The organism is Pseudomonas sp. AO-1 (assembly GCF_019775695.1).
GTDB classification, from domain to species: Bacteria; Pseudomonadota; Gammaproteobacteria; order Pseudomonadales; family Pseudomonadaceae; genus Aquipseudomonas; species Aquipseudomonas parakoreensis.
Genome location: NZ_CP079947.1, coordinates 3767063 through 3787657, shown reverse-complemented (window position 1 = coordinate 3787657; position 20595 = coordinate 3767063). Strand labels below are relative to the sequence as shown.

Annotated in this window: 16 protein-coding genes; 5 read left to right on the top strand and 11 right to left on the bottom strand. The window is 62.1% G+C overall.

Annotated elements, in window-relative coordinates:
• Positions 1-234 precede the first annotated feature (234 nt).
• From KVQ82_RS17375 to KVQ82_RS17365, 3 genes are all read left to right on the top strand, one after another.
• Entirely contained in the window at positions 235-924 is a 690-nt protein-coding gene (locus KVQ82_RS17375) for a GntR family transcriptional regulator (protein WP_041073761.1), read from the top strand.
• A gap of 135 nt (positions 925-1059) precedes the next feature.
• Complete coding sequence (locus KVQ82_RS17370) at positions 1060-3171, top strand: PAS domain-containing sensor histidine kinase (protein WP_145597110.1); 2112 nt, start codon at positions 1060-1062, stop codon at positions 3169-3171.
• 182 nt (positions 3172-3353) lie between these two features.
• A complete protein-coding gene (locus KVQ82_RS17365) occupies positions 3354-5987 on the top strand; it encodes an excinuclease ABC subunit UvrA (protein ID WP_222014779.1) in 2634 nt (877 codons plus the stop codon).
• A gap of 588 nt (positions 5988-6575) precedes the next feature.
• Here KVQ82_RS17365 and KVQ82_RS17360 read toward each other — a convergent pair.
• From KVQ82_RS17360 to KVQ82_RS17330, 7 genes are all read right to left on the bottom strand, one after another.
• Positions 6576-8519: a response regulator gene (locus KVQ82_RS17360; RefSeq protein ID WP_222014778.1), complete on the bottom strand. Its 1944-nt coding sequence runs from the start codon at positions 8517-8519 to the stop codon at positions 6576-6578.
• Complete coding sequence (locus KVQ82_RS17355) at positions 8509-9384, bottom strand: sensor histidine kinase KdpD (protein ID WP_222014777.1); 876 nt, start codon at positions 9382-9384, stop codon at positions 8509-8511. Before KVQ82_RS17355 ends, KVQ82_RS17360 begins: the two co-directional genes overlap by 11 nt.
• A complete protein-coding gene (locus tag KVQ82_RS17350) occupies positions 9377-10387 on the bottom strand; it encodes an ATP-binding protein (protein ID WP_222019419.1) in 1011 nt (336 codons plus the stop codon). Before KVQ82_RS17350 ends, KVQ82_RS17355 begins: the two co-directional genes overlap by 8 nt.
• Positions 10384-10788: an anti-sigma regulatory factor gene (locus KVQ82_RS17345; RefSeq protein WP_041072521.1), complete on the bottom strand. Its 405-nt coding sequence runs from the start codon at positions 10786-10788 to the stop codon at positions 10384-10386. Before KVQ82_RS17345 ends, KVQ82_RS17350 begins: the two co-directional genes overlap by 4 nt.
• Positions 10785-11147 carry an STAS domain-containing protein gene (locus tag KVQ82_RS17340; protein WP_041072523.1) on the bottom strand — a complete coding sequence of 121 codons (363 nt, stop codon included), beginning with the start codon at positions 11145-11147 and terminating at the stop codon, positions 10785-10787. Before KVQ82_RS17340 ends, KVQ82_RS17345 begins: the two co-directional genes overlap by 4 nt.
• 4 nt (positions 11148-11151) lie before the next feature.
• Positions 11152-12003 (bottom strand): STAS domain-containing protein, encoded by an 852-nt coding sequence (locus KVQ82_RS17335; RefSeq protein WP_222014776.1) that lies wholly within the window; start codon positions 12001-12003, stop codon positions 11152-11154.
• A 256-nt stretch (positions 12004-12259) separates the two neighbouring features.
• Positions 12260-12781 (bottom strand): DUF4142 domain-containing protein, encoded by a 522-nt coding sequence (locus KVQ82_RS17330; protein WP_121185148.1) that lies wholly within the window; start codon positions 12779-12781, stop codon positions 12260-12262.
• A 204-nt stretch (positions 12782-12985) separates the two neighbouring features.
• On the opposite strand from KVQ82_RS17330, the gene KVQ82_RS17325 reads away from it, so the two are divergent.
• Together KVQ82_RS17325 and KVQ82_RS17320 are read left to right on the top strand one after the other, a co-directional pair.
• Positions 12986-13228, top strand: a complete 243-nt coding sequence (locus KVQ82_RS17325) for a DUF465 domain-containing protein (protein ID WP_041072529.1) — start codon at positions 12986-12988, stop codon at positions 13226-13228.
• 422 nt (positions 13229-13650) lie between these two features.
• Positions 13651-15639, top strand: coding sequence for a U32 family peptidase (locus tag KVQ82_RS17320; RefSeq protein ID WP_041072532.1), 1989 nt, complete (start codon positions 13651-13653; stop codon positions 15637-15639).
• A gap of 27 nt (positions 15640-15666) precedes the next feature.
• On the opposite strand, the gene KVQ82_RS17315 is transcribed toward KVQ82_RS17320, so the two are convergent.
• From KVQ82_RS17315 to KVQ82_RS17300, 4 genes are all read right to left on the bottom strand, one after another.
• Positions 15667-16629, bottom strand: a complete 963-nt coding sequence (locus KVQ82_RS17315; RefSeq protein ID WP_222014775.1) for a Dyp-type peroxidase — start codon at positions 16627-16629, stop codon at positions 15667-15669.
• A 68-nt stretch (positions 16630-16697) separates the two neighbouring features.
• Positions 16698-17963: an FAD-binding oxidoreductase gene (locus KVQ82_RS17310; protein WP_222014774.1), complete on the bottom strand. Its 1266-nt coding sequence runs from the start codon at positions 17961-17963 to the stop codon at positions 16698-16700.
• 2 nt (positions 17964-17965) lie between these two features.
• A complete protein-coding gene (locus KVQ82_RS17305) occupies positions 17966-19543 on the bottom strand; it encodes an aldehyde dehydrogenase (NADP(+)) (RefSeq protein WP_222014773.1) in 1578 nt (525 codons plus the stop codon).
• A 58-nt stretch (positions 19544-19601) separates the two neighbouring features.
• Positions 19602-20549 carry a dihydrodipicolinate synthase family protein gene (locus KVQ82_RS17300; protein ID WP_222014772.1) on the bottom strand — a complete coding sequence of 316 codons (948 nt, stop codon included), beginning with the start codon at positions 20547-20549 and terminating at the stop codon, positions 19602-19604.
• Between the last annotated feature and the right edge of the window lie 46 nt (positions 20550-20595).

The window sequence follows — 20595 nt, the reverse complement described above, 5'->3', positions numbered from 1 at the left end:
AAAAGATCGCAGCCTGCGGCAGCTCCTACAGGGAAACGCATCCCAAATGCAGGAGCTGCCGCAGGCTGCGATCTTTTTGCATCATGACGGCCTCCCGCTCACTTGACCCCTCCTGACTTGCGATTCATCCCCTGCATCTCGCCACCAAAGGCGATATCCTGCGCCACACTTATCGAAGCAAACAGCGCAAAACTCTGGAACACCGTGTTTGCCTGAGGCTAAAGGAGTGTTCGAATGACCGAGAAGAAACTGGAAACCACGGTCGACCGCGTCTACCAAGGGGTTTACCAGGCGATCAGCAAGCGTTCGCTGCGTCCGGGGATGAAGTTGGGTGAAGCGTCGCTGGCCGAACTGTTCAATGTCAGCCGTACGTCGGTGCGCGCTGCGCTCAAGCAACTGGAGGCTGATGGCCTGGTCACCACCGAGCCCAATAAGGGTGCGTCGGTGTCTTTGCCCAGCGATGAAGAGATCCGCTCGCTGTTCGAAACCCGGCGGCTGATCGAGATCGGCATCGTCACCGAGCTGTGCCGCCGCAAGGACACCGCGGCGATGCAAGACCTGCGCAAACATCTGTTGCTGGAAGATGAAGCCCACGCCGCCGGCGATCATGAACGACTGATCCACCTGCTCGGCGAGTTCCATATCAAACTGGCGCGCAGCCTCAATAATCCGGTGCTGCTGGACTGGTTCCAGAAGCTGATTTCCCGCGCCTCGCTGTACGTTGCCGCACTGGATGACGACAGCCACGAAGCCTGCCGCGACAACGAACATCTGCGCCTGATCGAATACATCGAGGCAGGCGACCAGAACGCCGCCATCGAGCTGACCTGCCTGCACCTCAATGGCGTCGAAAAGGCGATTCTCGACGTCGCTGCGAAGATGAAAACTGGCTACCATCCGCTCAAACACCTGATCGGGGTCTGAACCCGGGGCGCCGCGAGAAATCGGCTATACCTTCAATGAAACCAATGCGACCGACGGCGCTCGAAACACAGGGGCGCTGCGTTCGTTCAGCGTTGCGATATATCGGGCAAACACCACAGGACACCGAGTCAATCGATGCAGTTTTTATCCGATAGCCACGGTTGTGACGGCTGGAAAGGCGAGATGGCCGAACGCATTTGCGCGTTCGACTGGCGCCTCACCGAACTCGGCCCGCTCGACACCTGGCCTGCCAGCCTGTGCAGCACCGTGCAATTGATGCTGGCTTCGCCCCTGCCGATGGTCATGCTCTGGGGCCACGCCGGGTACATGATCTACAACGACGCGTACTCGCAGTTTGCCGGTGGCCGCCACCCGTATCTGCTGGGTGCACCCGTGGAACTGGGGTGGCCGGAAGTCGCCGAGTTCAACCGGCACGTGGTCGACACCTGTCTGGCGGGCGGCACCTTGTCCTACCGCAACAAGGAACTGGTGCTGTTGCGCGATGGCGTGCCTGAAGATGTCTGGATGGATCTGTATTACAGCCCGGTGGCCAACGATGATGGCGTGCCTTCCGGGGTGATGGCGATGGTGGTCGAGACCACCGAGCTAGTGCGCTCCGAACAACTGCGTCAGGCCGCTGAAGACGCCTATCGCGCCGATAACGAACGGGTGCGTCTGGCGCTGAATGCCGGGGCGTTGCTCGGCTCGTTTGTCTGGGATGTGAAGAACAATGTGTTGTCGGCGGACGAGCGTTTCGCTCGCACGTTTTCGTATCCGCCGGAGCAGGATCTGAGCAACCTGCCGCAATCCTTGACTGAATCGCGGATTCACCCGGATGACCTGGCGTGGGTGCAGGACCGGGTCAATCATTCGCTGCACACCGGTGAGCCGTACAACGCCGAGTACCGCGTGTTACGGGCCGACGGCAGCTATCTGTGGGTGCTTGCCAGCGGCGCATGCGAGTTTGACGAGCAAGGCACGCCGCTCCGTTTCCCCGGGGTGTTGATCGACATCCATGAACGCAAGATCGCCGAAGAATCCCTGCTCAAATTCACGCGCAACCTGGAGCAGCGGGTGGCCAGTGAAGTGGATGCCCGGCTGGCGGCGGAAGAGCAATTGCGCCAGTCGCAAAAACTTGAAGCCATCGGCGGACTCACCGGTGGCGTGGCCCACGATTTCAACAACCTGCTGCAAGTGATTGCCGGCAACCTGCATTTGCTGGCGCGGCATGAGCCGGACAATGCCAACGTGCAACGCCGGGTCAGCGCCTCGCTGGCAGCGGTGGAACGTGGTGCGAAACTGTCGTCGCAATTGCTCGCTTTTGCCCGGCGCCAACCGTTGTCGCCGGCGGTGTGCGATCCGCGGCAGATCTTCGACGGCGTCGGCGAATTGCTCCAGCGTGCGCTGGGCGAAACCATTCAGATCGACGTGCAATTGCCGCAGGAACCGTGGCACATCAACGTCGACCGCAATCAGCTGGAAAACGCCATTCTCAATCTGGCGATCAACGCCCGGGACGCGATGAAAGGCGAGGGCACGATTGTCCTCAGCGCCATCAATACGCGGCTGGACAGCACTTTTTGCGCAGGCAAAGGCATCGTCGCCGGCGATTTTGTAAGGGTGATGGTCAGCGATAGCGGCGTCGGCATTGCGCCTCAAATGCTTGAGCAGGTATTCGAGCCGTTCTTCACCACCAAGGCTGACGGCCAGGGCACCGGGCTCGGTTTGAGCATGGTGTTCGGTTTCGTCAAACAAAGTGGTGGCCATGTCGAGATCGACAGCACCGTGGGCGAAGGCACGCGGGTGCAACTGTACTTTCCGCGCAGCCTGCGTCCGGTCCTTGATGAGACGCCGAGTATCGACAAGCAACAGGGCGGCGGCCACGAGACCATTCTGGTGGTCGAAGACAACGACGCGGTGCGCGCCTCGGCCGTGGAATTGCTGCGCGAAGAGGGTTATCGCGTGTTGACCGCCGGCAATGGCGACGTGGCGATGCAGAGGCTGCTGGAAGGTATCGAAGTGGATCTGATTTTCACCGACGTGGTGATGCCGGGGCTGATCAAAAGCTCCGATCTGGCGGCATGGGCCAAGGTGCAGGTACCGCCGGTGGCGGTACTGTTCACCTCTGGCCACACCCGCGACATCATTTCGCGCAACCACCAGTTGAGTCCGGACACGCACTTGCTGAGCAAACCGTATGGCCCGGAGTCACTGTTGCAGATGATTCGATCGGTGCTCAGTGCCTAGCTGGCCAATTCCCGATTCCTGTGGCGAGGGGATTCATCCCCGATGGAGTGCGCAGCACTCCCCTGCATTTTTCCAGCTATATGGCATTTGCAGTGACTGCGCCGGCTGCGCCGCCGATCGGGGATAAATCCCCTCACCACAGGGTTCAGCTTCGCCCCTAATTTTTTCTGCAGGGACAGCCAATGACTTCCAAGCGTAATTCCAAAGCACCTACCGGCATGGTCCGGGTGCGTGGCGCCCGTGAGCACAACCTGAAGAACGTCGACGTCGACATCCCCCGCGATGCGCTGGTGGTGTTTACTGGCGTTTCCGGTTCGGGCAAGTCGTCGCTGGCCTTTTCGACCTTGTACGCCGAAGCCCAACGGCGCTATTTCGAATCGGTGGCGCCGTACGCGCGGCGCCTGATCGATCAAGTCGGAGTGCCGGATGTCGATTCCATCGAAGGCTTGCCGCCCGCCGTGGCTTTGCAACAACAGCGCGGTACGCCGAGCACGCGGTCGTCGGTGGGCAGCGTGACCACGTTGTCCAGCCTGATCCGCATGCTGTATTCCCGCGCCGGCAGTTATCCGTCGGGGCAACCGATGCTCTATGCCGAGGATTTTTCACCGAACACGCCGCAGGGCGCCTGTCCAGAGTGCCACGGCCTTGGCCGGGTCTACGAAGTGACCGAGGCGCTGATGGTGCCCGATCCGAACCTGACCATCCGCCAGCGCGCCGTGGCGTCCTGGCCGCTGGCGTGGCAAGGGCAGAACCTGCGCGACATTCTTGTGACCATGGGCATCGACGTCGACATTCCGTGGAAGAAGCTGCCGAAAAAACAGCGCGACTGGATTCTGTTCACCGAAGAAACGCCCACCGTGCCGGTGTACGCCGGGCTGACCCCGGAGGAAACCCGGGTCGCGCTCAAACGCAAGATGGAACCGAGTTATCAGGGCACCTTCACCGGCGCCCGCCGTTACATCCTGCACACCTTCACCCACTCGCAAAGTGCGCTGATGAAGAAGCGCGTTGCGCAATTCATGCTCGGCAGCCCGTGCCCGTTGTGTGACGGCAAGCGCCTCAAGCGTGAAGCGTTGTCGGTGACCTTTGCCGGTTACGACATTGGCGAGTTGTCGCAGATGCCGTTGCTGCAAGTCGCCGAAGTATTGAAGCCCGTGGCTGCGGCGACGTATCTGGAACAGGCCGAGGAAAGCGGTGAAACCCTCAGCCAAGCGCAAACCCGCGAGGCGCGTCAGCAACGCGTCGCCCACGGTGCCAGCGGCCACGCCAGCGCGCCGGACGTACGCCACACGCCGAACCTGTCGCTGGAAAAGCGTCTGGCAGCGCAGCGCATTGCCGAGGACTTGCTGGAACGGGTGAGCACCCTGACCGATCTGGGCCTTGGTTACCTGGCGCTGGAGCGCAGCACGCCGACCTTGTCGTCCGGCGAGCTGCAGCGCCTGCGCCTGGCGACGCAATTGGGCTCGCAACTGTTCGGCGTGATCTACGTGCTCGACGAGCCGTCCGCCGGCTTGCATCCAGCCGATGGCGAGGCGCTGTTCGAAGCCTTGCAGCGCTTGAAGGCTGACGGCAATACGCTGTTTGTGGTCGAGCACGATCTGGAAACCATGCGCCGTGCCGACTGGCTGATCGATGTTGGCCCGGCAGCGGGCGAGAAGGGCGGGCAGGTGTTGTACAGCGGCCCGCCAGCAGGCTTGGCCGAGATCGACGAATCGCAGACCCGCGCCTATCTGTTTGCCGAGAGCCAGCAGCCGATCCGTACGGCGCGCAAGCCGAGCGGGTGGCTGAAACTCGATGGCGTCAGCCGCAATAACCTGCACAACCTCAGCGCTGAATTTCCGCTGGGCTGTTTCACCTCGGTGACCGGGGTATCGGGTTCGGGCAAGTCGAGTCTGGTCAGTCAGGCGTTGCTCGAACTGGTCGGCGCGCAACTTGGGCGGCCGCTGGTTGAGGACGAGCCGGAAGAACTCAGTCTCGAAGACGACGCGCCGCAGGCCAGCAGCGGTCAGGTGACTTCAGGGCTGGAGTCGATCAAACGACTGGTGCAGGTCGATCAGAAGCCGATTGGCCGCACGCCGCGTTCGAATCTGGCGACCTACACCGGGTTGTTTGACAACGTCCGCAAACTGTTCGCCGCCACCCCCGAGGCGCGGGCGGCGGGGTACGACGCCGGGCAGTTCTCCTTCAACGTCGCCAAGGGCCGTTGCCCGACCTGCGAGGGTGAGGGGTTTGTCAGCGTTGAGTTGCTGTTCATGCCGAGCGTGTATGCACCGTGTCCAACCTGTCATGGCGCGCGCTACAACCCGCAGACGTTGATGATTCAGTGGCAAGGCCTGAGCATTGCGCAGGTGCTGCAACTGACCGTGGATGAAGCGGTCGAGGTGTTCGGCGAACAGCCGACAATTCGCCGTTCGCTGGAAGTGCTGCGAGACATCGGCCTCGGTTATCTGCGGCTCGGGCAGCCGGCCACCGAGCTGTCCGGTGGCGAGGCGCAGCGGATCAAACTGGCAACCGAACTGCAGCGCAATCAGCGCGGCGCGACCTTGTATGTGCTGGATGAACCGACCACCGGCTTGCATCCGCGGGATGTCGATCGGCTGCTTGAACAACTGGACAACCTGGTGACGGCAGGGCACACGGTCATCGTGGTCGAGCATGAAATGCGCGTGGTAGCGCAGAGTGACTGGGTGATCGACATCGGCCCGGGGGCCGGGGATCAGGGCGGCCGGATTGTCGTGGCGGGCACACCGCAGAAAGTCGCAACGAGCAAGAAGAGCCGGACGGCGCCGTTTCTGGCGCGGGCCTTGAGCCGATAGCCCACCGGTTCTGCGGTGTGCACAAGGCTGATGATCAACAAAAACGTTGTGGGAGCTGGCTTGCCAGCGAAAGCGGAATGTCAGGCAATGAGAGGCTGAATGTGCCGACGCCATCGCGGGCAAGCCCGCTCCCACAGGTTTTTGCGGTGTTCACAACACCTGCGGATGGCATCAGTCCTGTGGGAGCTGGCTTGCCAGCGAAAGCGGAAGGTCAGGCAATGAGAGGCGGAATGTGCCGAAGCCATCGCGGGCAAGCCCGGCTCCCACAGGTTTTTGCGGTGTTCACAACACCTGCGGATGGCATCAGTCCTGTGGGAGCTGGCTTGCCAGCGAAAGCGGTGTGTCAGGCAATAGAGATGCTGGATGTACCGACGCCTTCGCGGGCAAGCGCGGCTCCCACAGGTTTTTGCGGTGTTCACAACACCTGCGGATGGCATCAGTCCTGTGGGAGCTGGCTTGCCAGCGAAAGCGGAATGTCAGGCAATGAGAGGCTGAATGTGCCGACGCCATCGCGGGCAAGCCCGCTCCCACAGGTTATCGGGTGTACATAACCCTTTTGGGAGCCAGCCTGCTGGCGATGGCGGTATGTCAGGCACCATCAAGCGTGCGACGAACCTTGTCCAGCAGTTCGCTGATCTGGAACGGCTTGACCAGCATTTCCATGCCGCTGCCCAGGAATACCTGACGATTGATCGCGGTCTCGGCATAACCGGTCATGAACAGAATCGGCAGGTTTTCGCGCCAGCCCCGCGCCACGTCCGCCAGTTCGCGACCGCTCATGCGCGGCAGGCCAACATCGCTCAGCAACAGGTCGATGGTCGGATCATTCTGCAAGCGCTCCAGTGCGGTTTCGATATCCGCCGCCTGGGTGCAGCGGTAACCCGCATCCTCCAGCACTTCGGTGACGAACATGCGCACCGCCGGCATGTCTTCGACAATCAGGACATGCTCACCGGCGCCCTGCGGATCAATTTTCGGTGCCGGGATATCGGCCCCGGTCGGGTCGTTGGTCGCCGGCAGCATGAGGGTCACTTCGGTACCGCGCCGTGCCACGCTGCGAATGTGCGCATCGCCGCCGGACTGGCGGGCGAAACCGTAGATCGTCGACAGCCCCAGACCGGTCCCCTGACCCAGCGGTTTGGTGGTGAAGAACGGATCGAACACTTTGTCGATCACACTGTGCTCGATACCGGTGCCGTCATCGCGCACCGACAGCGCCACATACGCACCATCGGCCAGGTTCGGGTCGCCGTGGGAATACGCCGCATAGGTGTTGACCCAGATATTACCGCCCCTGGGCAGCGCATCCCGGGCATTGATCACCAGATTCAGCACCGCGCTTTCCAGTTGCACCGGATCGACCAGGGCAATCGCCGGTTTGTTGGTCAGCTCCAGTTTGAGCGTGATGCGTTCACCGATGGTGCGCATCAGCAACTCTTCCAGCGAGCGCACTTGCTCATTGATGTCTACCGGTCGGGTATCCAATGGCTGTTGGCGAGCGAAGGCCAGCAGGCGATGAGTGAGTGACGCGGCGCTCATCGCTGAATTCAGTGCGGCTTCGGCGTAGAACTGCACCTTGTCCGGACGCGCATCGGCCACGCGTTTCTGGATCAGTTCCAGGCTGGTGATGATCCCGGTCAGCAGATTGTTGAAGTCGTGGGCAATGCCTCCGGTGAGCTTGCCCAGCGCGTCCATTTTCTGCACTTGCAGCAGCTGCGATTCGGCACGCACGCGCTCGGCGACTTCCTTGGCCAGTTGTGTGGTGGTGTCGTCCAGCTGTGCCAGGTGCGAGCGTTCGCGGTGGCGATGCTCGGTGACGTCTTCGACGAATACCAGGCTGAGCTGCGGCGTGCGGTACGGCGAAATCTGCCACTCGGTTTCGCGAATCTCGCCCTGTACGCGCATGTTCAACGTGCCTTTCCAGCGCTCGCCATCGACCAGTCGCAGGCGCAACTCGTTGAGGATCGCGCCCTGGTCATCGTCGAAGCATTCGCTGAGGGTGTGCGGGTTGCGGTTGTCCTGAATCATTTGCGTGAAGGCGTGGTTGCATTCATGCACTTTCAGGTTGGCGTCGAGCACGGCAATCGGCGCCGAGACATTGACGAAAATCTCGCGAAACCGGGCCTCGCTCTCGCGCAGCGCGTTTTCGGTATCACGCACTCGCAGCAGGGTGCGCAGGGTCGCCAACAGCACGTCCGGGTCCACCGGGTGAATCAGGTAGGCATCGGCCCCGGCGTCCAGCCCGGTGATGATGTCGCCGGTCTGGATCGACGCCGCAGACACGTGGATCACCGGCAGCAGCGCGGTGTGTGCATCGGCCCGCAGGATGCGCACGATATCGAAACCGCTCATGTCCGGCAGATTGACGTCGAGGATCAGGGCATCGAGCGCTTCGCTGGCGATCAGCGTCAGGCCCTCGTTGCCGGTACCGGCCTCCAGCACCTCATAGCCATGGCGCTCCAGACGCCGGCGCAAGGCGTAGCGAGTGGCGACGTTGTCGTCGACGATCAACAGACGGATGTCACGTTTCATCGACATTCTCCAGGGCGAGCGCCAGTGGAATGATCACGAAAAAGGTCGAGCCGACACCCGGCGTGCTGTCCATTCCGACCTCGCCGCCGAGCAGGGCGGCGAAGCGCTTGCACAGCGACAAGCCGAGACCGGTGCCGCGCAGGCGTTTCTGCAATGGCGAGTCGACCTGAGAAAAGTCCTCGAACAATGCACCATGCAGCTCCGGCGCGATACCGATGCCGGTGTCGCTGACGGCAAAACGTACTTTGTCCGCACCTTCCAGGCGCGCCGAGACCCGGACTTCGCCACGGGTGGTGAATTTCAGCGAGTTGGAAATGAAATTGCGCAAGATCTGCGCGAGTTTCTTGTCGTCGGTGTACAGGCGCGGCAATCCGACCGGCTCTTCGAAAATCAGATCAACCGCCGACGCATCGACGATCGGCCGGAACATGCCGCGCAACGCGCTGAACAGATCGAACATGTCGAACCACGCCGGAGAAATACTGATTCGTCCGGCTTCGATCTTCGCCAGATCGAGCAGGTCATCGACCATGTCGCTCAGTTCCCGGGCGGCGCTGCTGACGAACGCCACTTGTTTGTGCTGCTCGGTGCTGAGCGGACCGTCGAGCTCGTCGGCGAGCAAACTGTTGACGCTCAGGATCGAACCCAGCGGCGTGCGGAACTCGTGGCTCATGTACGACAGGAAACGGCTTTTCAGATCCGAAGCCTGGCGCAGTTGTTCGGCCTGGGTGTCGAGCTCGGCGTAAAGCGCAAGCACGCCCTGATTGGTTTCGTCGAGTTCGTCGCGCAGGGCGGCGGTCTCGCTTTGCAACTGGGCGATCAGCGCAGCCTGCTCCGCCGCGTTCAGGGTGGGCGACTCAGCCACGGGCGGCCTCCAGGGCAACGACCAGCACTGTTACGTCGTCGCGTCCGCGACAGAAATCGCGGTGCAGGACGCTGGCTATCACGGCGGGATGGCGGTGCACCAGACCGGGGTAGTCTTGAAGATTCCAACGGGACTGCAGGCCGTCGCTGTACATGATCAATAGATGTCCGTTCACGTGAGCATAGTCAAAGGGCTGGGCTTTCCGGTATTGGCCGCCGACGATCCCCGGATGAGAGGCCAGCCCGCGCGACTTGTCGGCGGTGATCAGGCTGGCGCCGATGTTGCCAACGCCGGTAAAGGTCAGGCCGTCGCGGGCGGCATTGAACTGCGCGAACGCGGCAGCACCACCGCGGCTGCCGATCATGTCGCGGTGCATGTCCTCCATCAGCAGCACCGGGCTGGCGAACGGGCTCTGGGCGAACACCTGTTCGCCGGCCTTCGCCGCCCGTTCGGCGTCTTCACCGTGGCCGAGGCCGTCGATGATCAGCGCACTGACGTTGGCACCGTTGTACGCCAGGTGCCAGGCGTCGCCGCACGCCGGATCGTTGTGCAGTGAGTGCTGGCTGACGCCGTAACGCAGGTCGGGCTGACGGTCTGCGCGTGGATACAAACGCGCCAGCAGCACCGCGCCACGGGTGTCGGCATAAACGTCAAATACTTCGGTCTGGCGCGCCACGGCGCCCAGCCCGATGCCCTGGGTGCCGCCGGTGGAAAAGCCATCGGTCAGGCACGCGTCCAGGTCAAAGCCTTGAGCGCGATCGACCGCAAGCATTTCGATGCCGAAGCCGCCGGTTCGCGGTAGCAGCCGCAGATGAAACTCGCCACGGCTGGCATGCTTGAGCACATTACTGGCCAGTTCGGTGGCGACCAGCGCCACACGTCCGGCTTCGGTCGCATCGAAGCCATGTTGCTCGGCGAGCCGTTGCGCGGTGCGCCGGGCGTGGCCGATCTGGCTGCTGTCTTCGATCAGCAGCACCTGGGTCAGCGACCCAGCGATATTCATGTCCATCGGGTGATCGTTATTCGAGTGCCCTTGCCGGGCTCGGTGTCCAGTTCGAATTCGTCGACCAGCCGTTTCGCGCCCGTAAGCCCCAGGCCCAGACCGCTGCCGGAGGTCCAGCCATCGGTCATCGCCAGTTTGATGTCGGGAATACCCGGGCCTTCATCGCGGAAGGTCAGGCGCAGGCCGACACGAGCGTTTTCGTCGAGGATCTGCCAGTCCATGTCGCCGCCACCGCCATAGACCATGGTGTTGCGCGCCAGCTCTGAAACGGCCGTCACCAGTTTGGTCAGGTCGATCAGCCGCATGCCGCATTCGGTGGCCAGTTTGCGCGCCGTCTGCCGGGCGAGCACCACGTCCTGCTCGATGCTGATCGGTTGAGTACCGCTGCTGCGCACGGTCATTGTTGGCGTACTCGTTCCTGCAGCAGTTTCATTCCGCGCTCGACGTTCAGCGCGGTGCTGACGCCGGGCAGGGTCAGGCCGAGCTCGACCAGAGTGATCGCCACGGCGGGTTGCATGCCCACCAGCATGGTTTCGGCATCCATGATTTTTGACAGGCCGGAGATGGTGCCGATCATCCGCCCGATGAACGAGTCGACCATGTCCAGCGCCGAGATGTCGATCAACACACCGCGCGCCGACGTCCTGCTGATGCGCTCGGACAGATCGTCCTGCAGGGTCAGGGCCAGTTGGTCATGCATGTCGACCTGGATGGTGACGAGCAGAAAGTCGCCCATTTGAAGAATCGGAATACGCTCCATCGGCTCAGACCGCTTTGCCGAGGCTGATGCCCAGGCGAGTGAGCGCGAGTTTCAGGGCATCGGCCAGATTGGCCTTGGTGACCACGCCTTGCAGGTCCAGGCCCAAGTGCACGATGGTTTGGGCGATCTGCGGACGCACGCCGCTGATGATGCAGTCGGCGCCCATCAGGCGAATCGCGGTCACGGTTTTCAGCAGGTGTTGCGCGACCAGGGTGTCCACGGTGGGGACGCCGGTGATGTCGATGATGGCGATTTCCGAACCGGTGTCGACGATGCGTTGCAGCAGGGACTCCATCACCACCTGGGTGCGTTGCGAATCCAGGGTACCGATCATCGGCAGCGCCAGCACGCCATCCCACAGCTTGACCACTGGCGTGGAGAGCTCCAGCAGTTCTTCCTGTTGACGTTTGATCACCGCTTCGCGGGACTTCTGGAAGGTACGGATGGTGTGCATGCCGAAGGCGTCGAACAGTTCGGAAATCTCCCAGAGTTGTTCGGCCAGCAGTGCCGGTTGTTCGCGATAGTGACTTTGCAGCAAGGCAAACAGCGGGCCTTTGAGCGCGAAAATGAAGCTGGCGGTCTGTTGCGAATCCTGACCGAGCAGGGCACGGCTATGGGACAGCTTTTCGAGGAACTGGCGGGTGGCTTCCCAACCCGGCGCATTGATGTTTGTGCCGTTGTCATCCTGCAGGCCATTGATGACCAGTTGCAGGAAGTCGCTGGTCTGTTGTTGCAGGTCTTGGTCCTTGAGATTGCGGGTGGCGCCGCTGGCTTCCAGGCCCTTGATCCATTCGCTCAGCAGTTGGGGTTGTTTGTTTTTCATCGCATCGTATGTGCTGTTCTGCAGTGCTGCCATGTGCCTGTTGCTCCGTAGCGTATCGGGGCCGGTTCTGTAAAAAATGACCGGTGCGAAGTCAGTGACCTTTGCCGTTCAAAATAGTTGTTCCATTGCGCAAGGATATTTTTGATCTGGCGCAAGAAAGGCCCCGGTAACTCTAGTCGGGATGGCCGCATTTGGCGGTTTTTTGCGCGCCGGGCGTGCGCAGGGTGCGGGGCGCAGAATGAAAAAAGCCGCATCGGCAGGATGCGGCTTTGTGGGGCAGTCGCGCGGATTACTTGCTTGGGTGCTTGGCCTGCAACTCTTTGGCAGCCGCCAGGTGTTTTTCCAGCGCCGGCAACATCTTCTGCGCGAAGGCTTTCAATTCCGTGGCGCCCTTGACCTTGTCGTCGGTCACCGTATTCGCTTCTTTCTTGAACAATTCGATGGTTTCTTCGTGGGCTTTGACCTGATTGTTGGCGTAGGCCGCGTCGAAGGACTCATCGCGCATGTCGAGGATCTTCTCCTTGGCCTGCTTGACCAGGGTGGTGCTGTCCGGCACCTCGATGTCATTGGCCTTGGCGATGCTCGCCAGTTCATCGTTGGCCTTGCCGTGGTCGGTGATCATCATGTTGGCGAAGGCCTTGATGTCGGCCGACTGGCTTTTTTCCAGGGCCAGACGGCTGGTCTCGATCTCCGCAATGCCGCCGGCTGCGGCATTGTCGACGAAGCTGTTGGAAGTGGCGGCAAAGGCACTGCCCATGCCGCTGCTCAACGCGACAGCCAGAACGAGATGACGCAGGTTGAATCCGTCCATTGGTATTTCTCCACACAGGTTTTTGTTGACGTTATGCAATGGAGGCAATGGCGCGGGCAAAGGTTTGATCGCGTTTACGACAGGGCGACGAACGGCCACCGCTGGTCTGACAGGTGGTCGACAGAACCCCTCAACCGAGGCCATTCTGATACAGGCTGACGCCATCGGTCGCGTTGGCTGCCGATCAACTGACGGAGGTGTTCCATGCCGGTGACTCATGACCTGTATCAGGATTTGAAGCTAACGAAGGAAGAGGTCCAGCAAAAACGCTCCGAGGATCCATTTCTGGATGCACTGATCAACAAGTATTCCGAGGCGGACGCCGACGTCGTCAAGGCCGAGACGGCAACCTCGGATGCGCCCAGCGATGACACATTGAAAAAACTCAAAGAAAAACGCCTGCAGGTCAAAGACAAGATCGTCGCCCAGTTGCAGGCTCGATCCTGACCGTCAGTCGCTTCACCGCTGCGCGATGGTGAAATGACTGAACGCCGCCCCCGACCGGCACCTCGAATGTACAGAGTCTTCACTTAGCGACTCTTTGCGAGGTGCCTCATGAACACACCCAGATTTCCCAGTGAAGAGCAGGGCGCTTTCGACCCGGTGCCCACGCATCCGGAACCCGATAGTCCGGCACACACCACAAGCCATCCTGAAGAACCGGATGAGGGTCTTCCTGAAGACGAAGATCCGGACACGTTCGACCGATCCGGCAATTGACAGGCCTTAAGCGCTGGCAAGCCGGTTATCGCAGGGGATGTGTCTTTCAGTGGCGTCGGGACAATTGCCACTTGGCAGCACAAGCGTGCCGCTCGGGCGTTTCGCGGCTACAATGCGCGCCTTGACCGTGACCGCCTGACTAAAAAACTATGTCCTTGCCCAAGCATCACCTGGAACTGCTCAGCCCCGCCCGTGACGTGGCCATCGCCCGCGAAGCCATCCTGCACGGCGCCGACGCCGTGTACATCGGTGGCCCGAGCTTCGGCGCGCGCCACAACGCCTGCAACGAAGTGAGTGAAATCGCCGAACTGGTGGAATTTGCCCGCCGTTATCACGCGCGCATTTTCACCACCATCAACACCATTCTGCACGACAACGAACTGGAGCCGGCCCGCAAGCTGATCCACCAGTTGTACGACGCCGGCGTCGACGCGCTGATCGTTCAGGATCTGGGCGTAATGGAGCTGGACATCCCGCCGATCGAGCTGCATGCCAGCACCCAGACCGACATCCGCACCCTGGAGCGGGCGAAGTTCCTCGATCAGGCCGGTTTCTCGCAACTGGTGCTGGCCCGCGAGCTGAACCTGAAAGAAATCCGCGCCATCGCCGATGAAACCGATGCCGCCATCGAGTTCTTCATCCACGGCGCCCTGTGCGTGGCGTTCTCCGGGCAGTGCAACATTTCCCACGCGCAGACCGGGCGCAGCGCCAACCGTGGCGACTGCTCCCAGGCCTGCCGTCTGCCGTACACCCTCAAAGACGAAAAGGGTGGGGTGATCGCCTACGAAAAACACCTGCTGTCGATGAAGGACAACAACCAGAGCGCCAACATCCGCGCGCTGGTCGAGGCCGGTGTGCGCTCGTTCAAGATCGAAGGTCGTTACAAGGACATGGGCTATGTGAAGAACATCACCGCCTACTACCGCCAGCGCCTCGACGATGTGCTCGAAGACCGCCCGGACCTGGCCCGTGCTTCCAGCGGCCGCACCGCGCACTTCTTCCTGCCGGACCCGGAAAAGACCTTCCACCGTGGCAGTACCGACTACTTCGTCACCGATCGCAAGATCGACATCGGCGCGTTCGACTCGCCGACCTTCACCGGCCTGCCCGTTGGCACCGTCGAGAAAGTCGGCAAGCGTGACATGCAGGTGGTGACGCAGGAGCCGCTGTCCAACGGCGATGGCCTCAACGTGCTGGTCAAGCGTGAAGTCGTGGGTTTCCGCGCCAACATCGCCGAGCCGAAAGGCGAGTTCGAAGAAGACGGCGAGAAGCGCTACCGCTACCGCGTCGAGCCGAACGAAATGCCCGAAGGCCTGTACAAGCTGCGCCCGAACCATCCGCTGAACCGCAACCTCGACCACAACTGGCAACAGGCACTGCTGAAGACCTCCGCCGAACGCCGCGTGGCCCTGAGCTGGGTGGCGCGCCTGCGTGAAGAGCAGCTGGAACTGACTGCCACCAGTGAAGAGGGCATCAGCGCCAGCGTGACCCTGAACGGCCCGTTCGGGGTGGCCAACAAGCCGGAGCAGGCGCTGGAGCAATTGCAGGATCTGCTCGGCCAGCTCGGCACTACCCAATATCACGCAATCGACGTGAAACTGGACGCACCGCAGGCGTTCTTCATCCCGAACTCGCAGCTCAAAGCCTTGCGCCGTGAAGTCATCGAAGCGCTGACCGCCGCCCGCGTTGCGGCGCACCCGCGTGGCAGCCGCAAGGCCGAAACCACGCCGCCGCCGGTGTACCCGGAGTCGCACCTGTCGTTCCTGGCCAACGTCTACAACCAGAAGGCCCGCGACTTCTATCACCGTCACGGCGTGAAGCTGATCGATGCGGCCTACGAGGCGCACGAAGAGGCCGGTGAAGTGCCGGTGATGATCACCAAGCACTGCCTGCGTTTCTCGTTCAACCTGTGCCCGAAACAGGCCAAGGGCGTGACCGGCGTGCGCACCAAAGTCGCGCCGATGCAGCTGATTCACGGCGACGAAGTGCTGACCCTGAAGTTCGACTGTAAGCCGTGCGAGATGCACATCATCGGCAAGATGAAAGGCCATATCCTCAACATGCCGCAACCGGGCAGCGTGGTGGGCCACATCAGCCCCGAAGACCTGCTGAAAACCATCCCGCGCGCGCCACACTGAGTGACGGGCGGGCGTGGCGCTACGGTGTCACGCCTGCTCGGGCTCGCGCTCCGCGAGGTCTTCGAGCAAGTTGGCTGACGGCACGAAAAACAAACCTCCGGTGACTGCCGTGCTGAAGTCCAGCAAACGGTCGTAGTTGCCGACGGGTTTGCCGACAAACATGTTCTCCAGCATCTGCTCGATCGGTTCCGGCGAGCGCGCGTAACCGATGAAATAAGTGCCGAACTCGCCAGCCCCCGGGCGACCGAACGGCATGTTGTCGCGCAGGATCTTCTGCTCCTGGCCGTCCTTGGTGATGGTGGTGAGGGCGCTGTGGGAGTTGCTCGGCTTGACCTCCTCACCGAGTTCGATGTCAGCCAGCTTGGTGCGGCCGATCACCTTCTCCTGAGCCTCGACGCTCAATGCATTCCACGCCTCCATCTTGTGCAGGTACTTCTGCACCAGCACATAACTGCCGGATTCGAACGCCGGGTCTTCGTTGCCGATCAGGGTGAAGTGATCTGCCTTGCGCCCCACCGGGTTCTCGGTGCCATCGACGAAACCGATGATGCTGCGCATGTCGAAGTAGCGGAACCCCTGCACCTCATCCACCACGGTGATCGCGCCATTGAGCGCGCTGCACAACTGGGTCGCCAGTTCGAAACACAGGTCCATCTGGTCGGCACGGATGTGCAGCAGAATATCGCCGGGAGTGGCTACGGCGCGACGGCCCTCGACGCCGAACTCACGAAACGGATGCAGCGAGGCCGGGCGCGGGCTGCCGAACAGCGAGTCCCAGGCGCTGGCGCTGAACCCGCAGACACATGACAAGTTGCCGTTGGGCACACGTTTGCCGACCGAACGGGTGAGGGCGGCGATGTCGCCGCACCAGCCGCGCACCTGACTGGCTGCATCGTTCCCGGGCAGCAACGTTGCAACGATGAAGATCGCGCTGCTGGTGATGGGGTTGCAGATCGCTTGCGGCTCGGGGGTATCCATTGCTGAGGTCATCGTCGGTTCCATATGCGCGGGGCCAAGGTCGGCGCTCAGTATGAAACCAAAAACGTTTCATCGGAATCTCAGAAACGCTCCAGTCGATAGGCCTCCTGTGCCGGCAAGCCAGCGTTTGCCGAAGGGGATACCAGCTGCGCGACCATCTGCGCCGTCACCGCCGCCTGCGTCAGCCCCAGATGCTGATGACCGAAGGCGAGCAGCACCTTGCCGTCGCAAACCTGGTCGATGACCGGCAGCGAGTCCGGCAGCGAAGGGCGAAAGCCCATCCACGGCGTCGCGTCCTCCGCGTTCAAATCATGACGGAACAAGCCTTTGCTCAAACGGTGCAACTGCCAGGCGCGCTGCATGAACGGCGGGCGCTGCAGGCCGGCGAACTCCACGGTACCGGCCAGGCGCAGACCGCCGGTCATTGGCGTCATGATGAACTTGCGCTCCAGTGACGTCACCGCAAACGGCAGGCGCCCGTGCTCGTGCGGCAACATCAGGTGATAGCCGCGCTCGGTGTCCAGCGGGACGCGTTTACCGGTCAGTGCAGTGGTGAGCTTCGCCGAATGCGCGCCACAGGCGATCAGCACCTGCCGTGCGCTGAAACGCCCCTGATCGGTAAGCAACGACACGCCATGCGCCTGCAACTGACCACCCTGAACTTCCTGCTGGAGAAACTGCACGCCGGCCGTTTTCGCCGCACTCACCAGTTCACACACCACCTGATACGGATCTAGAAAATGCCCGGTGCGCGGGTAGAACAACCCACCCTGAATCTGCTCGCTGAGCTGCGGCGCGTGCTCCCTGACAACGTCGGCCGACCAGAATTCCACCGGCACCTGTTGCTGACGCATGCGCGCCTGCAAGGCGTCGACGGCTTGTCGCGATTCGGCGCGCTCAAACACCAGCAGCGAGCCGTCCTCCTTGAGCAGGTCGGGTCGGGCGATGCTGTGCAGCAAGCGCTTCCAGGCGTCGAGGCTGCTTTCGTTGAGCGCGCGCAAGCCGGCTACGGTGCGCTGAAACGGCGCCGGGCGCAGGTTCAGCAACAGACGGGTGAACCACGGCACGGCGCACGGCATGTACTTCCAGTCCAGGCGCAGCGGCCCCATCGGGTCCATCAACATCGCCGGCAGGCGCTTGAGGATCGACGCGTCGGCAATCGGAAACACCTGCTCAGTGGCCAAGTGTCCGGCGTTGCCGAACGAGGCGCCATGACCGGGCGGCTGCTTGTCGATGACCACCACCCGTTTACCCTGACGCGCCAGTTGCAGAGCGCAGGCGACACCGATGATGCCGGCGCCAATCACCGCGATATCGGCGTTGTCCGCTGTGAGGTTGTCGGGCATGTTCAGGCTTTCCTCTGGCCGTCGAGCAAGCGCCGCAAGTGCAGCGGATTTGCCTGTTGCAACGGTAGCGGCAGCAGACTGTCGGGGAAGTCCTGATAACACACCGGACGCAGGAAACGCAGAATCGCCGCGGTGCCAACCGAGGTGCTACGCGCGTCCGACGTGGCCGGAAACGGCCCGCCATGCACCATCGCGTCACACACTTCGACCCCGGTCGGCCAGCCATTGACCAGCAGACGTCCAGCCTTGCGTTCCAGTGTCGGCAACAAGGCCCGGGCGTGATCCAGATCGGCGTCATCCAGGTGCAGCGTGGCGGTCAATTGGCCTTCGAGGTGTTCGCAGACCTGACGGATTTCATCGTCGTTGGCGCACTGTACGATCAGCGACGCGGCGCCGAAGATTTCACCTTGCAGGCGTGCGTCGGCGAGGAAGTCCTGCGCGTGGGTCACGAACAATTGCGCCTGACACTGGTTCGGGCCTTCAGCGGTGAGACCGATGGCCACGCGTTGCGCTTGCGGATTTTCACCCAATGCGCCGACGCCAGTTTTATAGGCGCGGAAGATCCCCGGCGTAAGCATGGTCTGCGCCGGGCTGCGCTGGATCAGTTTGGCGGCAGCCGCGATGAAACCGTCCAGCGCTGCCCCTTGGCGCGCAATAACCAGTCCGGGATTGGTACAGAACTGCCCGGCGCCCTGAGTCAGCGAGGCGACAAAACCCTGCGCCAACGCCTCAGGGCGAGCTGCAAGCGCTGCGGGAAACAGCAGCACCGGATTGATCGAACTCATTTCCGCATACACCGGAATCGGTTCGGGCCGTGCCTGCGCCGCTCGGCTCAGGGCGAGGCCGCCGCTGCGCGACCCGGTGAAGCCCACGGCCTTGATGCGCCAATCGCTGACCAGGGCAATCCCCACTTCATTGCCGGAACCGAACAGCAGGGAGAACACACCTTCGGGCAACGCGCACTTTTTCACCGCGCGCGTCAGCGCCTGACCGACCAGTTCACTAGTGCCGGGATGCGCGCTGTGCGCCTTGACGATCACCGGGCAACCGGCGGCCAGCGCCGAAGCGGTGTCGCCGCCCGCCACGGAGAACGCCAGCGGAAAATTACTTGCACCAAACACGGCCACCGGCCCCAGCGCGATCTGCCGCTGGCGCAGATCAGAACGGGGCAGTGGCTGGCGTTGTGGTTGTGACTGATCGACGCGAACGTCCAGCCATTCGCCGGCACGGACGGTACGGGCAAAAGTGCGCAATTGCCCGCAGGTGCGTCCGCGTTCGCCTTGAATCCGTGCGCGCGGCAGGCCGGTTTCGGCCACGGCGCGGTCAATCAGCGCATCACCGAGGGCTTCGATCTCATCGGCGATGGTTTCGAGAAATTCGGCGCGAGCACTGAGGGATGTCTCGCGATATTGATCAAACGCTTGCCACGCCAGTGTGCAGGCCTGGTCGACATGCTCGCTGCTGCCCCCGGCGTACGCGGGTTCCAGCACCGCATCGGTGGCGGGATTGATCGCACGGATCGCTTCACGGCTGCCGGCAATGGCTTGGCCGCCGATCAACATGTGGCCTGTCAGAGTCATGGCGCTTCCTTGATAAAAGAGGTGAAGCCCCGATATCGCACCGGGGCAGGGACTGCGGTCAGGCGAGGTTCTGTTCGGCGGACCAGTTTTTGTACCACTGACGGAACAGCGCGTACTGGGTCTCGGCGTAACGGCGCTGGGCATCGCTCAAGGCGTCGGTTTCGTTGAAGTGCAGGGCGTATTCGCGGTCGCCGTTGAGCACCATCAGATGCTTGTAATACAGCACCAGATCGCAGCCTTCATCGAACGACGACAGCACCGCCAGCGCCGCTTCCAGTTCGCGCGCCAGACGCCGGGCCTTGGCATCGCCCTTGGCCGCTTGTTTGCTCAGCGCCACCAGTTGCAGGACTTCGCGCGGCAGGGCGTTGCCGATGCCGGTGATCGCGCCGGTGGCGTTGCAGTTGACGAAACCGTGCACCACTTGCGTATCGACACCGACCATCAGGGTCACGGCATCGTCCTGCGAGGTGATGTTTTCAGCGGCGTAGCGCAAGTCGGCGCCACCGCCGAACTCCTTGAAGCCGATCAGGTTCGGGTACTCGCGGCGCAGTTCGAAAAACAGCTCGGCGCGGGTAGCGAAGCCGTAGTAAGGGCTGTTGTAGATCACCGCCGGCAGGTTCGGTGCGGCCTTGAGGATGGCGGCGAAGTGGGCTTTTTGCGCAGTCGCCGAAGCACCACGGGACAGCACGCGTGGAATCACCATCAGGCCATGGGCGCCGATTTTTGCAGCGTGAGCGGCGTGGGACACCGCTTCACGGCTGTTGACCGCGCCAGTGCCAACGATGGTTGGCACCCCGGCGGCCACCAGGCGCTCCACGCCTTCCTGACGTTCGGCCTCGGTCAGCAACGGCCAGTCGCCCATCGAGCCACAGTAAACCACCGCGCTCATACCAATATCGATCAGTTCGCGACCTTTGGCGACCAAGGCGTCGAAGTCCGGTTTGCGTTCGGCGGTGCACGGGGTCATCAGCGCGGGAATGCAGCCAGTGAAGATGTTATCGCTCATTGTTGTAGCTCCTCGGGAGATTCATTCAGATCGGTAAAAAAGCGGG